Source organism: Pantoea sp. GM_Pan_3, from assembly GCF_026541045.1.
GTDB lineage: Bacteria > Pseudomonadota > Gammaproteobacteria > Enterobacterales > Enterobacteriaceae > Pantoea > Pantoea anthophila.
This window is the reverse complement of the sequence record NZ_JALNVA010000007.1, coordinates 87,241-101,267: the sequence shown is the minus strand read 5'-3', so window position 1 is coordinate 101,267 and position 14,027 is coordinate 87,241. Positions and strand designations below refer to the sequence as shown.

Genomic DNA, 14,027 nt, shown 5'->3' with positions numbered 1-14,027 from the left:
AATTATGAAACGTAAGCCATTCTGGCTGGGCTGGATCTGCTCAGTGTTACTGCTGGCCTGCAGCGCGCAGGCCAGTGCCAGCGGCTGGGACACTTTTAAAAGCCGTTTTGTCACCGCTGAAGGGCGGATCATCGACACCGCCAATAACAATGTCAGTCACACCGAAGGTCAGGGATATGGCATGTTGCTGGCGGTCGCTAACGATGACCGCGCCACTTTTGATCGGCTGTGGCAGTGGACGCGCACCCAGTTGCGTAATCCGCAGACCGAGCTGTTCTACTGGCGCTATGTGCCGGGCAGTGACAACCCGGTTGCCGACAAAAACAACGCCTCGGATGGTGATGTGTTGCTCGCCTGGGCGCTGCAGCGTGCCGCGCAGAAGTGGCAGGCAGAGAGTTATCAGCAGGCCTCTGACCGTATCCAGCGTGCCATCATCCGGCTGGATGTGGCGAATTTTGGCGGGCACACCGTGCTGTTGCCGGGGGCGCAGGGCTTTAACAAAGGCAGCTTTGTAGTGCTGAACCCCTCCTACTTCCTGTTTCAGGCCTGGCATGAGTTTGGCGAGCGCAGCCATCTCCAGGTCTGGGATAAGCTGATCAATGACGGTTTCGATCTGCTGGGTAAGCTGAGCTTTGGGAAAACCGGCCTGCCGCTGGACTGGGTGGCGCTGAATGCTGACGGTACGGTTGCCCCGGCCGTCGGCTATTCCAGCCGCTTCAGCTACGACGCCATTCGCGTGCCGCTGAACATCTGGTGGTATGACCCGCACAGTCTGGCGCTGGTGCCGTTTCAGCGCGTCTGGCAGGGTTACAGCCGGATGCTGACGCCAGCCTGGTTTGACGTGCTGGCGAATACCCCGGCCCCTTACCATCTTGAGGGCGGTCTGCTGGCAGTTCGTGACCTGACGCTGAATGAGACGGGCTATCTGAGCGATACGCTGGCGGCGGATCAGAACTACTTTTCGGCCAGCCTGCAGTTACTGACCTGGCAGGCCTTTCAGGAGAAGCGCTGATTGCTCAGCGCCCTGTTGCGGATAGCAGCGGGTTCATTCCGGTTCAGGCGCGCCGACGCGCCTGAACCCCCTTCATCGCTGCGCTACTGCGGGTAGGCGACCCAGTCGCCGCCGTTAAGCCGGATCCAGGGTTTGCCCTGATACATCATCACCACCGCACCATCATTCTCCGACACGACAGGCGTCTGAGGCAGCTTATCCGTCAGCACTGACATGTTCACATTCGGCGCATTAAACACCTGACCATCGACCACGCGCGAGACAAGCTCTGAGACAGCCAGCAGGCTGGTTGGCGCATCGATATTCAGGGGCTGCCCCTGATGCGGTGCCTTCATGCCGACAAACTTAATTCCCACCGGCACGTGCGTGATGTCGGGGCTGGGGATATCGCGCAGGCCGGACATCTGCATTTTATCGCCCTGCAGCGCGGCACCATGCTCCGGCACCACCAGAACCATCACCCGGCGGCCCGATTTCTCCAGCTGCGTCAGGAAGGCGTCGATCTGGTCAAACAGCAGCTGAGCGCGCGGCTTCCACGGGGCCGTTTTCGTGCTGCCCAGGTCGCGCGTGCCGTCGTGCAGCGGGATCAGATTGTAGAAGGTGGCGCTGCGGGCATCGCTGCTCTTGCTGCGGTCATCCAGCCAGCGCTGCATCACCTGGGCATCGTTAAGCACCGGCGAGCCGTCGAATGAGGTCAGTTCCGGCGCAATACCCGCCTGGGACATCAATGGAGCCTGAATATCGCCCGACTCGCGTAACTCCTTGAGATAGTTACCGAACACACCGGTATGATCCATCATCAGCTGTTCTTTAAAGCCCAGTTTCGCCAGATTATCGAACAGATAGCAGCGTGAATCGGTGGGCTTATAGAGGTCACTGTGCGAGGTCTGACCGCAGCTGGCGCGCAGCAGGCGAATCCCCGCCGGGCCGCTGTAGCTGGTGGCCGAGTTGAAGTTGGTCAGCATGATGTCGAAATGCTGCCACAGCGGGTGATTACGCAGCTGGGACGCATCCATATCAGACCAGGCGAGCGAACAGATATTGATCACCAGAATGTCGAACGGCTGCGAATCGGCTGGCAGGCTGTCAGGGAAGTGGGTGACGCGCTTGCGTTCACTCTCATAAAAGCGGCTGAGCCAGGCGGTCAGGCTGGCGCTGGTGGGGGCAGCCGACTGATCGAGCCCCTCCGGTGCCGCCGCGGGCTGGCTGGCGGCGGCTGGCGTCTGGTTCAGAACCACCTGCGGCGTGGCGGCGCGCGTGGGCAGCAGCGACATCGCCGGGCCGGCGATAGTCAGCACGTTGAGCCAGATCATCATCAGCGACACCAGCACGGTGATGCGGATCCAGGGCGAAACAAACAGGTAGATCACCAGCAGCACAAACAGCGCACCTAACATCTGCCAGTTAATAAAACGGTCAGCCAGATCGAGCAGGTAAGCGGCGGAGAAGCCCGCCAGCTGGTCGCCCTGGCTGAGCAGGCTGCTGAGCCCGGGCAGCCAGGTGTCATGCCAGAACAGCCCGATCCCGATGGGGAGGGAGATCCAGTGACGGAGGCGATGCAGGCGCAGCGACGGCAGCGGGAAGAGGAGCCAGGCGAGAAACACCAGATTGCTCAGGGCGTGAAAATTAAGATAGCCGTACCACAGCAGGGCAAACTTCACTAAGAAATAGAAATTCCAGCCGCCCAGGCCGCGCCAGCAGGACCACAAACGGGAAGCGTGGGCCGCAGCGGGTTGATCATTTTTCATTAATGTTGGCATCCGTTTTTGAAGATTGACGCTGCCAGTGCCCCTCAGACTTCAGCGCACGTGCAGGTAACAGGCGATTCAGCAGACCGTTCCAGCGGCGCGGCAGCCACTGCTGCCACACGGGTCTGGCGATCAGCAGAATGAACAGCAGCAGCAGCGCAATCTGCACCCAATCCATCAGGTTCATCAGGACTCTCTCTCCGGCAGTAATGTAATGGGCTGCGGAACCGGGCGCTCCGGCGCGGCCACTGGCGGGGTCTCCGCGGTGCGCACCGAATCGGAAACCGGCGTCAGCACCTGCAGCGCCATCGGCGTCATTTTTTTAATGTTGCCGATCTCGGCGAGGATCTGGTTGTCCTCAAACCAGATAATCCGGTTGGCAAACAGCTCATCGTGCGGCAGTGAAAAGATAAATTTCAGCGCTTTATCCAGGTCGTTGTAGCGGCAGGAGGAGAGGAACAGAATCACCCGATCCTCCAGCACCGTGACCAGATCGCCAAAGCGGCGCGGTTTGCAAAGCGTCAGAACCTGCTGAGGGGTGAGCTGCGGCACCGGGCGCAGGGCGACCAGCAGGCCTTTGTCATTTTCCGGCAGCAGGGTGTTGCTGATTAACTGGCTGACCGCCTCACAGAACGCATCCAGGCGCAGATAGCCCTTTTCATGCAGCGGCTGCAGGGAGGCGATCAGCGCATCCAGGCTGGCGGGCACGCGACGACTGAACCGCTGCCCCTGAATCCCTTCAAGCATGGTGAGAAAGCGCGACATCGCCGCCGTGGTAGGCACAATGGTGTTCACGCCGCAGGCCTGCAGCAGGCGCTCATCGCTGTAACGCAGGCTGACGCCCATCTCACGCACCACAATTTTCAGCCCGTTGCCGCGCGCGCGGCGCAGGCTGTGCACCATTTTTGCCAGTTCACCGATCTGTTCACTGTGATTCAGGCTGAAGATCACGGTGGCCGCATGGGCCTGCTGCGCCTGTAACCAGACCTGCTGATTATCATCAAACAGCTGCCACTGGCGGGAAAGCGGCGGCGCGCCTTCAAGCACGCTTTTATCGGCCAGATAGTGTTGCTCATCATTCAGGCTCAGCGGTTCCTGCGTTTCTTTTAACGCAAAGAAATGCGCATCTTCATAGCCCAGACGAAGCGTGCGATCGGCAAACAGTCTTTCGCCGGTATACCACCAGCTTATTTGATACAGCCAGCTATCCTGCTCAACGGTTAAATAAGCCAGTCCGTCTATCTGACGATAATAACGCTGAAGCGAGCTGGTCTGATTAAAAAGAGTAATACCGGTGGTGACGATGAGAAGTGTAATATTTCGTTTGCGCAACATTCTGCGCATGCGTGTTATCCAGTCACGCAACTCCGCTTCGTTTAATTTATCCCATTGCGCCGTACTGCTGCTGAAGATCACCAGCCCACTTTTATGACTGAGCGTGCGGGATAAATCCCTTTCCAGCTGCAGCAGACTTTTTTTATTTGCCGGCAGAGAAAAGAGCGGGATACGGCCGGGGCCGCCCGTCAGGTCGGGCGTCAGCAGCTCGCGGGGCGGCAGCCCGGCGCTGATGAGCGTGGCGGCATGCTGCTGGGAAATAACCTGTCGAATAAAGGCACGCATATCCTGCTGGCGTGCGCAGGTGACCCAATAAAAACCGGGATTTTGCAACGTTATGACTTCAGGCTGAACCTGTCGCAGCCCCAGTGAAAAAGAATTTTTCATAATGAATTCGATATTGTTCCAGCCCAGGCTAGTTTATTATAGTCAGCACAGGTTGTAACCTGACGAATTAAAAATTACTGCGACAGGCCAATTACGCTTTTCTGATAGCGTCCTTATTCTGGAAACCCCTTTTCAGAAAAAAGGCGAAGAGGCCACTGTCCTCAATCCGACACTGTTTATTCGTGGCGAAAAATAATGACAAACCCGAATGTTTATACGCCGGTCGCCGTTGAGGGTGGACCTCAGGATGATATCAGCGCACTGCGTGACGCCTTTTCTCTGCACGCGTTCCGTTATATCGATATTGCCCGCGAAGAACGGCTGGCAGAGATCGTATCGCGCTGGCCATTATTAACCGAAACCGTTGCCGCACAGCCGGAGCCGCATCGCTGATGGCGCTGATGGCACTTCAGGGCATCCGGGGCGGTGTCGGCACCTCCTCTCTCTGCGCGGGCCTCGGCTGGGCGCTGTCGGCACTGGGTGAACAGGTTCTGCTGATTGACGGCTCGCCGGTCAGCCAGCTCGGCATGCATTTTAATCTGCCGGTGCAGGCGGAGCAGGGCTGGATGCAGGCGCTGTGTCACGGCGGCGACTGGCTGCAGAGCGCCCAACGCTATCCGCAGGGGCCGGATCTGCTCCCCTACGGTCAGCTCTCCGCTTCCGCTTCCGCTGCGGTTCAGGACAGCACGATTGCTGCCCCGCTGCTGGCGGCGCTACCGGCGCTGCGGGCGCGCTACGGCTGGATAATTTTTGATCTGCCCGCCGAAAGCGCGCCGTGGCATACGGCGCTCTATGCGCAGCTGGATGGCCTGCTCGGCGTCATTACGCCCGATGCGAACTGCCATTTGCGCCTGAGTCAGCAACGCTTTCCTGCGGCGACCCGTTTTCTGATCAACCAGTTCAACGCCAACAGCCGCCTGCAGCAGGATCTGCATCAGCTCTGGATGGCGTCGCTGAATCCGCTGATCCCGCTGCTGATCCACCGGGATGAAGCGCTGTCAGAAGCGCTGATGATGAAGCAGCCGGTCGGAGAATACCGGCCCCACGCGCTGGTCAGCGAAGAGCTCACCACCCTGGCGAACTGGCTGCTGCTTCATCTGAAAGGCGATCGCGTATGAACCCGCTGCGCTGGCTGCTGACCCGACCCGCCTGGCTGGCGTTGCAGCGTCGCTACAGCACCGCCCGGAACAACGGAGCATCCCGCTTCGCCAGCGCGCTGCATCTCTTCTGGTGCGGGCTGGCGGTGACGCTGTTGCGCCTGGAGGCACCGGGCTGGCAGCAGATTATTCAGCAGCGCCGCCGCCTCTATCCGCATATTTCGCCCGAACGCCCGCAGCCGCTTGATCCTGTGCGCTATCTGATCCAGACGCTCTGGCTGGTGTTTATCCTGCCGGGTGATGGCCGCCGCCGCGTGAACGGCTTCGCCACGCTGGCTGGCTGGCGGCAGCGGGTCTATCGCTGGCTTGACAGGCGTGGCAGGCAGGCAGAGGCGCAGGGGCTGGGCGCGCGGGCGGAAAGACGGCTGAAGAGACTGCCGCCCCTGCTGCGTTACACCCTCCTGGCCGGGATGGGCGTGATCGCGTCGGTACTGGCGCTGCTCTGTATCAGCCAGCCCTTTGACCTGCTGACGCAGTTTATCTTTGTGCTGCTGCTCTGGAGTCTGGCGATGGTGGTGCGGCGCGTGCCGGGCCGCTTACCGACCATGATGCTGATCGTCCTGTCGCTGACCGTATCCTGCCGCTATCTCTGGTGGCGTTACACCTCGACACTCAACTGGGATGACCCGCTCAGCCTGGTGCTGGGTCTGCTGCTGATCGCCGCCGAAACCTATGCCTGGGTGGTGCTGGTGCTGGGCTATTTCCAGACGCTATGGCCGCTCAACCGTCAGCCGGTTTCGATGCCTGCCGATCGTGCGCTGTGGCCGTCGGTGGATCTGCTGGTTCCGACCTATAACGAACCGCTCAGTGTGGTCAGGCCGACGCTTTACGCCGCGCTGGGTATCGACTGGCCGAAAGATCGGCTTAACATCTATCTGCTGGACGATGGCAACCGGCCCGAATTTCGCGCGTTCGCCGCCAGCATTGGCGTTAACTATGTGGTGCGTCCCTCGAATGAACACGCCAAAGCGGGCAACATCAACCATGCGCTGAAAAAGCACTGCCGCAGCGACTTCGTGTCGATCTTTGACTGCGACCATGTGCCGACGCGCGCCTTTTTGCAGATGACCATGGGCTGGTTTATCAAAGATCCCCGGCTGGCCATGCTGCAGACGCCGCACCACTTCTTTTCGCCCGATCCGTTTGAGCGCAATCTGGGCCGTTTTCGCCGCACGCCGAATGAGGGATCACTCTTTTACGGCCTGGTTCAGGATGGCAACGATACCTGGGATGCGACCTTCTTCTGCGGCTCGTGCGCCATTCTGCGCCGCACCGCGCTGGAGGAGATTGGCGGCATCGCGGTCGAAACCGTAACGGAAGATGCGCATACCTCGCTGCGCCTGCACCGGCTGGGTTACACCTCGGCCTATATCCGTATTCCTCAGGCCGCCGGACTGGCGACCGAGAGCCTGTCAGCGCATATCGGACAGCGAATCCGCTGGGCACGCGGCATGGTGCAGATCTTCCGTCTGGATAACCCCCTGTTCGGTAAAGGGCTTAAGTGGGTGCAGCGACTCTGTTATGCCAACGCCATGCTGCACTTTCTCTCCGGCATTCCGCGGCTGATCTTCCTGCTGGCTCCGCTGGCGTTTCTGCTCTGCCACGCCTACATCATCTACGCGCCCGCGCTGGCCATCGCGGTCTATGTACTGCCCCACATGCTGCACACCAGCCTGACCAACTCGCGTATTCAGGGGCGCTGGCGACACTCGTTCTGGAGTGAAGTCTACGAAACGGTGCTGGCATGGTATATCGCCCTGCCCACGACCGTTGCGCTGATCAATCCCCACAAAGGCAAGTTTAACGTCACCGCCAAAGGCGGGCTGGTTGAGAAGCGGCATCTGGACTGGGTCATCACCCGGCCTTATATGCTGCTGGTGTTGCTTAACCTGGCGGGGGTAGGGATGGCGTTCTGGCGCATGCAGCACGGCCCGGCCAACGAAGTGTTAACGGTGTGGGTCAGCCTGGTGTGGGTCATCTATAACATGGTGATTCTGGGGGGCGCGGTGGCGGTCTCGGTTGAAGCCCGGCAGATCCGCGAGGCCCATCGCGTGGAGATTGCGATGCCTGCCGCCATTGCGCGCGAAAACGGCCACATGCTGCCCTGTACGCTGCGGGACTACTCCGATGGCGGGGTGGGTCTGGAGCTGCGCGAGCCGGATGCGTTGCGGGAGGATGAAAAGGTCTGGCTGCTGCTGCGTCGCGGTCAGCAGGAGTTCAGCTTCCCCTGCACGGTGCAGCGCGTCTTTGGCCGTCGGGCGGGCGTTCGCCTTGAGTCCCTGACCACCCGGCAGCACATCGATTTTATCCAGTGTACCTTCGCCCGAGCCGATACCTGGGCGTTGTGGCAGGACGGTTTCCCGGAAGATAAACCGGTGCAGAGCCTCACCGATATCATGATCCTCGGCTTCAAAGGTTATCTGCGCCTGGCGGAATATGGTCCGCCGCAGTTACGTCGGTTGTTTAACCTGCTTACCGCTGGGGTAAGCTGGCTGGCTTCGCTGTTGCCGCAAGGCATCGGACGCGTGCCCGCCTCAAAAAATCTGCATTGAGTTGATGATATGACGACAACGAGAATAAACAGGTGGGTCGCTGCGCTGTTGCTGGGTTCCGCAACGTTAAGCTGCGCTGCAGCAGAGGAAAATGCACCGGTCAGCGCGGCCGGAGAGACGGCGCAGCAGGCCGTGCCGCAGCCGTCGGCTGCGCCGCTGCGAAACAGCCAGCTGAGCTTTGCTAAGCTGGCACCGCCGCCAGGCAGCATGACGCTGCGCGGAACGCGCACCACCGGGCAGATTGAGTTTGGGGTGCGCAGCGACGAAGTCGTCACGAGTGCTATGCTGAACCTCAGCTATCGGCCATCGCCTGCGCTGCTGCCGACCCTGTCGCAGCTGAAGATCTATCTCAACGATGAACTGGTGAGCCTGATTACCCTGACGCCGGAGCAGATCGGCAAAGAAAATCAGACGCAGCTGGCGCTGGACCCCCGGTTTATCGCCGATTTTAACCGCGTCCGCTTTGAGCTGGTCGGTCACTACGCCAACATCTGTGAAAACCCGGCCAACAGCACCATCTGGCTCGATATCGGTAAAGCCAGCAGCCTGGATCTGACGCTGCAAAAGCTGCCGCTGAAAAATGACCTGTCACACTTCCCGGAGCCTTTCTTTGATGCGCGCGACACGCGGCCGCTGACCCTGCCGATGGTGTTTGCCGCCCAGCCCGATGTCGCGCAGCAGCGGGCCGCCGCCATCCTCGCCTCCTGGTTTGGCAGCAAAGCCGCCTGGCGCGGCCAGCGCTTCCCTGTCCTCTACAACCAGCTGCCGCAGCAACAGCACGCGGTGGTGTTTGCCACCAACGATGCGCGCCCGGCATTCCTGAAAGATCTGCCGCCGGTGAGCAAACCGACCGTAGAGATCGTCAGTCAGCCTGACAATCCCTATGAGAAAATGCTGCTGATTCTGGGCCGCAACGACGACGACCTGCTGACGGCCGTGCAGGGCATTGCGCAGGGCGAGTTACTGCTGCGGGGCGATACCTCCACCATTGATCGCGTCACGCTGCTGGCCCCGCGCCAGCCTTATGATGCGCCAAACTGGGTACGCACCGATCGCCGCACGACCTTTGCCGAGCTGACGCAATATGAAAATCAGTTACAGTCTGACGGTCTGCAGCCTAATCCGATCAGCCTGACGCTGAATCTGCCACCCGATCTCTTCCTGGTGCGGGCGCGCGGTATCGATATGGATCTGAACTATCGTTACACCTCGCCCACCCAGCCGGACGGCTCCAGGCTGGCGGTCAACCTGAACAATCAGTTCATTCAGGACTACCCGCTGCAGCCGAAAAACACGGCCGGACAGCAGCTGCTGCACCTTCCCCTGCTGCAGGGAACGACAGACAAGAGTCATGAGCTGAAAATCCCGGCGCTCCGTCTGGGCGTGATGAATCAGCTGCGTTTCGATTTCGACTATGCCACGACCTTTATGGGCGGCACGGCGGACGGACGCTGCGAAACCGTCACCCCGGTGAGCAATCATGTGGTGGTGGACGACAACTCCAGCATCGACTTCTCCGGTTATCGCCACTACATCGAAATGCCGTCGCTGCAGACCTGGGCGAATGCCGGCTTCCCGTTCAGCCGCTACGCCGATCTCTCCCAGACGCTGGTGCTGGTTCAGCCGGATCCGGATGCGCAGCAGGTCGCTACCCTGCTGAATGCGGTGGGCAATATCGGCGCGCAGACCGGGTATCCGGCGCTGCGCGTGCAGCTTACCGACGACTGGCGCTCGGCGCAGAAGCAGGACGCGGATCTGCTGCTGATCGGCGACATCCCCAAAGATCTTCAGGACGACCGCCGGATCAGCGCGCTGGTTGACGCCACCGCCAGCTGGCTGAAAACCCCGGCGCGACGGGCATCTTTGCCGGCTCAGACTCTCAGCGAGGCGGAACGCAGCGCAGAAAGCACCACCGCCATCGGCTCCCGGGGTCCGCTGGCCACCGTGATTGGTTTCCAGTCGCCGTTCTACGATCAGCGCAGTGTGGTTGCGCTGCTCGCCGATGGCAGTCCGCGCAGCTGGCAGCTGCTTGATGAGGCGCTGGCTGACAGCGGCAAACGTGCGGCCATCTCAGGCTCTACGGCAATTGTCCGTGAGTCGGGTGTGAACAGTCTGCGTGTCGGCGAGACCTACTATGTGGGCCACCTCCCCTGGTGGGAGCGGCTCTGGGCCGCGCTGGCTACCCATCCTTTCTGGCTGGCGCTCTGCTCGGTGGGTGTCGTGGTGCTGTTTGCCATGCTGGTCTGGCGTCTGATGCGCCTTATCTCGCGCCGCCGTCTGCTTGATGATGAAGATGAATAAGTCGCTTCTGCTGCGGGCAGGTGTACTGCTCGGCCTGCTGGGTGCGCTGCCGGGGCAGGCTGCGCCTGTCGCCGGTCCGCAGGTTTCACCGGTTGACTGGCTGCTGACCCAGGTGCGCATCGGCGAATCGACCAACAAGTATGAGCTGGTGCAGCAGTCGCTCTACCGGCTGGAGAAGATTGACCCGGAGAATCCCCAGGTGCTGGCGGCGCGTCTGCGACTGGCGCTGCATCAGGGCGATCTCACCACCGCACAGACCCTGCTGGATCAGCTCAACCGGCTGGCGCCTGACTCCGCTGCGGCGCGGGAATCTGCCGCCGGCCTGCGCATGATGTCGTCTGACGGACGGCAGCAACTGCAGCAGGCGCGGCTGCTTGCCACCTCAGGACGACTGGCGGAGGCGAAAAGCGCCTACGATGCCCTGTTTAACGGCGTCTTCCCCGATCCCAATATTGCCCTGGAGTACTGGCGGCTGGTGGCGCGCCTTCCCGGCCAGGAGGATCTGGCCTGGCAACAGCTTCAGGTGCTGGAGCAGCGCTATCCTGGCAACGTCGGGGTCGGATTACAGATCGCCCGCATGGCCTTTGCGCGTCAGCAGCCGGAGCAGGCAATTACACAGCTGAAGCGGCTGGCGGAGCGCGGCGGCGGGCGTGAGGCCGCCGCTGACCTCTGGCTGCAGCAGATCACTGACCAGCCGGTCAGCGACAGCAGCGTGGCGCAGCTGAAAGCCTATCTGGCGGTATTTACCGACGGCGAGCCTCATCAGCAGGGTGTGGACGCGTTATCGAAGCAGCAGAGTCAGCTGGCCGATCCCGCCTATCGTGACCGGATGCAGGCGCTGGCGCGGGTCGATGCCGGTAACGCTGACAGCGCCATGCGCGCCCTCGAACGGGCGCTGAAGAGCAATCCCGGGGATGCCGAACTGATGGGCGCAATGGGGCAGATTCAGGCCCGCGCGGGCCATCGTGAGGTGGCCATTCGCTGGCTGGAGCGCGCGATTCAGGCGGGTCAGCAGAGCACGCTGATAGGCAAATGGCAGTCGCTGCTGCAGACCAGTCATTACTGGCTGGCGATAGAGCAGGGCGATAAAGCGCTGGCGCAGCACGATATCGACGGGGCTGAAAAGGCCTACCGCGCGGCGCAAGCCTATGACAGCAGTGACAGCTACGCCCTGATTGGTCTGGGTGATGTGGCGATGGCGCGCAACGATGCCCCCGGCGCTGAACGGTTCTGGCAAAAAGCGCGCCGGCTGGATGGCACCAATATCACCGCGGTGCGGCGGCTGGCAGGGCTTTACCGGACGGTATCGCCCGCCCGCGAGATGGCGTTTATCGATACGCTGCCCGCCGACCAGCAGCGCGCACTGGCCGACACGATTCGCACGCTGCGCAGCGACAGCCTGCGTGCGGAGGCCGATGCGCTGGCGCAGCAGGCGCGCTGGCCCCAGGCCGCCGATCGCTATCGCCAGGCACTGGCGCTGACGCCGGATGACGTCTGGCTCAGCTACCGGCTGGCGGGAGCGCTGCGTAACAGCGGTCGTGCGCAGCAGGCGGAGGCGGTGATGCGCGGCGTAGCGCAGCAGCACCCGCAGGATAGCACCGCGCTCTACGCCGCCGCCCTCTGGTTCTCGGGCAACGATAACGCCGCTGAGGCCAGCGCCACGCTGCATCGTCTGCCGGAAGCACAATGGAGCAGCGATATGCGTCAGCTGGCTGACCGCCTGACGCAGGATCAGCGCTTTGCCGAGGCCGATGCCCTGCGCGAGGCGGGCGATGAGCCTGCCGCAATCGCGCTGCTTCGGCAGCAGCCGGATTCCAGCCGCCGCGATCTGACCCTGGCGGACTGGGCGCTGGCGCGGGGGGACGCGCAGCAGGCGCTGCAGGGGTATCAGCAGGTGCTGTCGCGCCAGGCGGACAACCGCGATGCGGCGCTGGGACGGATTGAGGCGCTGGTTGCGCTGCAGCGCAACGGCGAAGCCCGTCAGTCGCTGGAGACGCTGCCGCCGCAGCAGAGCACGCTGAATGCGGATCGCCGCGCGGCGCTGGCGTGGCAGGCGGTCGGTGAAACCACGCGGGCCGCGGCGCTGTTGACCGATCTGAAACAGCGTGCCGCCTCGCTGCCCCCTTCGCAGGATAAAGCGCTGGTCTATCGTGATGCGGCACGGCTGGAAGGGGCGCAGCAGCAGCCTGAACAGGCACTGGCAGACTATCGTCAGGCGATGACGGCCAGCGGCATCGCGAGCAGTGGCAATATCAGCCGCGCAACCCGCAACGATCCCCAGGATGACTGGCTGAAGCGCAGCCTGCGCAGCGACACGGCCGATCTCTACCGTCAGCAGCAGACCACGCTCACGGTGCAGCAGGACTATTCACGCAACAGCGGCACCGGCGGCATCTCCGATTTTACGGCGCACACCACCATGCTGCAGGCGGAACATCCGTTTGCCGCTGGCCGGGGCTTTTTCCGTCTTGATCGGGTCGATGTCTCCGCAGGCACCTTTGCAACCCGGAACGGCAGCATCGACGCCCTGTTTGGCAGCTGCGACGATGCCAATTCTGGCGGCTGTAATCGTGACAACCGCCAGCGCGATAGCGGGACGGCGCTGGCCGCGGGCTGGCATAACGCGACCTGGTCCGCTGACCTCGGAACCACGCCGCTGGGTTTTGAAGTCACGAACTGGACCGGCGGCCTGAGCTGGAAAACTGATGTGAAACAGCTCGGCGTCACACTGACGGCCTCACGCAGGCCGATCGCCAGTTCGCTGCTCTCCTATGCCGGGACGCGCGATCCGGCAGCCAGCGGCGGCAAAAGCTGGGGCGGCGTGGTGGCCACCGGCGGCAGCATCGGGCTGAGTTACGATCAGGGCGGCGCGCATGGCGTCTGGGGCGACATCAGTGCGCATCAGATCACCGGCAAAAATGTCGCCGATAACAGCCGCGAGCGCCTGATGGGCGGCTATTACTATAAGCTCATCAACAGTGACAACCGCCGGGCGACCGTCGGGCTGAACAGCATGCTCTGGCACTATCAGAAGGATCTCAGCGATTACACCTTCGGCCAGGGCGGCTACTACAGCCCGCAGCAGTATCTCTCTTTTTCCGTGCCGGTCACCTGGCGGCAGCGGACAGAGAACTGGTCGTTTGATCTGGGCGGCTCTGTCTCCTGGTCCCATTCACAAACCCATGCCCAGCAGCGCTATCCGGTTAATCCGGGCTATACCCTTGCCAGTAACCCCTCTTCTGCCAGCAGTTCCGGCGGCGGTACCGGCTATACGCTGCAGGCAGTGATTGAGCGACGGCTGACGTCGAACTGGTTTATCGGTGCCGGTGTGGATATCCAGCAGGCGAAGGATTACACCCCGAGTCATGGTCTGCTTTATGTGCGCTATGCTGCCGGTGGCTGGGAAGGGGACCTGGATATGCCGCCACAGCCGCTGACCCCTTACGCGGATTTTAAATAATCCTGACCGGGAAAAAGCCGGACTTTTCAGACGGTAAAAAAGTCAGTTTATGGGATATACTGGCTGGCATTGTAC

General features: G+C 61.7%; 9 protein-coding genes. 6 read left to right on the top strand and 3 right to left on the bottom strand.

What is annotated here, in order from left to right:
• Window positions 1–4: 4 nt before the first annotated feature.
• On the top strand, window positions 5–1,012 hold the full coding sequence (locus tag OXR04_RS18365; RefSeq protein ID WP_111208632.1) for a glycosyl hydrolase family 8: 1,008 nt from the start codon (window positions 5–7) through the stop codon (window positions 1,010–1,012).
• An 83-nt stretch (window positions 1,013–1,095) separates the two neighbouring features.
• Here the strand turns inward: OXR04_RS18365 and bcsG are convergent, their stop codons facing one another.
• The 3 genes from bcsG to bcsE are packed head-to-tail and all read right to left on the bottom strand — an operon-like array spanning window position 1,096 to window position 4,482.
• Window positions 1,096–2,760, bottom strand: coding sequence for a cellulose biosynthesis protein BcsG (gene bcsG / locus OXR04_RS18360; RefSeq protein ID WP_111208633.1), 1,665 nt, complete (start codon window positions 2,758–2,760; stop codon window positions 1,096–1,098).
• Window positions 2,750–2,947, bottom strand: a complete 198-nt coding sequence (locus OXR04_RS18355) for a cellulose biosynthesis protein BcsF (protein ID WP_009088386.1) — start codon at window positions 2,945–2,947, stop codon at window positions 2,750–2,752. Before OXR04_RS18355 ends, bcsG begins: the two co-directional genes overlap by 11 nt.
• Window positions 2,947–4,482, bottom strand: a complete 1,536-nt coding sequence (bcsE, locus tag OXR04_RS18350) for a cellulose biosynthesis protein BcsE (protein ID WP_267372577.1) — start codon at window positions 4,480–4,482, stop codon at window positions 2,947–2,949. Before bcsE ends, OXR04_RS18355 begins: the two co-directional genes overlap by 1 nt.
• 195 nt (window positions 4,483–4,677) lie before the next feature.
• Here bcsE and bcsR point away from each other — a divergent pair, with 195 nt between their 5' ends.
• From bcsR to bcsC, 5 genes are read left to right on the top strand one after another with little or no spacing between them, the layout of a single operon-like run.
• A complete protein-coding gene (bcsR, locus tag OXR04_RS18345; protein WP_009088390.1) occupies window positions 4,678–4,875 on the top strand; it encodes a cellulose biosynthesis protein BcsR in 198 nt (65 codons plus the stop codon).
• Entirely contained in the window at window positions 4,875–5,600 is a 726-nt protein-coding gene (gene bcsQ / locus OXR04_RS18340; RefSeq protein ID WP_267372578.1) for a cellulose biosynthesis protein BcsQ, read from the top strand. Before bcsR ends, bcsQ begins: the two co-directional genes overlap by 1 nt.
• Complete coding sequence (bcsA, locus tag OXR04_RS18335) at window positions 5,597–8,191, top strand: UDP-forming cellulose synthase catalytic subunit (protein ID WP_267372579.1); 2,595 nt, start codon at window positions 5,597–5,599, stop codon at window positions 8,189–8,191. Before bcsQ ends, bcsA begins: the two co-directional genes overlap by 4 nt.
• 9 nt (window positions 8,192–8,200) lie before the next feature.
• Window positions 8,201–10,492, top strand: a complete 2,292-nt coding sequence (gene bcsB, locus OXR04_RS18330; protein WP_267372580.1) for a cellulose biosynthesis cyclic di-GMP-binding regulatory protein BcsB — start codon at window positions 8,201–8,203, stop codon at window positions 10,490–10,492.
• Entirely contained in the window at window positions 10,485–13,952 is a 3,468-nt protein-coding gene (gene bcsC / locus OXR04_RS18325; protein WP_267372581.1) for a cellulose synthase complex outer membrane protein BcsC, read from the top strand. Before bcsB ends, bcsC begins: the two co-directional genes overlap by 8 nt.
• Window positions 13,953–14,027 lie beyond the last annotated feature (75 nt).

Bases quoted from the DNA above. Each gene is read 5' to 3' on its own strand.
- bcsR (WP_009088390.1), top strand. From the start codon at position 4,678: ATGACAAACCCGAATGTTTATACGCCGGTCGCCGTTGAGGGTGGACCT.
- bcsE (WP_267372577.1), bottom strand. From the start codon at position 4,482: ATGAAAAATTCTTTTTCACTGGGGCTGCGACAGGTTCAGCCTGAAGTC.
- bcsC (WP_267372581.1), top strand. From the start codon at position 10,485: ATGAATAAGTCGCTTCTGCTGCGGGCAGGTGTACTGCTCGGCCTGCTG.
- bcsB (WP_267372580.1), top strand. From the start codon at position 8,201: ATGACGACAACGAGAATAAACAGGTGGGTCGCTGCGCTGTTGCTGGGT.
- OXR04_RS18365 (WP_111208632.1), top strand. From the start codon at position 5: ATGAAACGTAAGCCATTCTGGCTGGGCTGGATCTGCTCAGTGTTACTG.
- OXR04_RS18355 (WP_009088386.1), bottom strand. From the start codon at position 2,947: ATGAACCTGATGGATTGGGTGCAGATTGCGCTGCTGCTGCTGTTCATT.
- bcsG (WP_111208633.1), bottom strand. From the start codon at position 2,760: ATGAAAAATGATCAACCCGCTGCGGCCCACGCTTCCCGTTTGTGGTCC.
- bcsQ (WP_267372578.1), top strand. From the start codon at position 4,875: ATGGCGCTGATGGCACTTCAGGGCATCCGGGGCGGTGTCGGCACCTCC.
- bcsA (WP_267372579.1), top strand. From the start codon at position 5,597: ATGAACCCGCTGCGCTGGCTGCTGACCCGACCCGCCTGGCTGGCGTTG.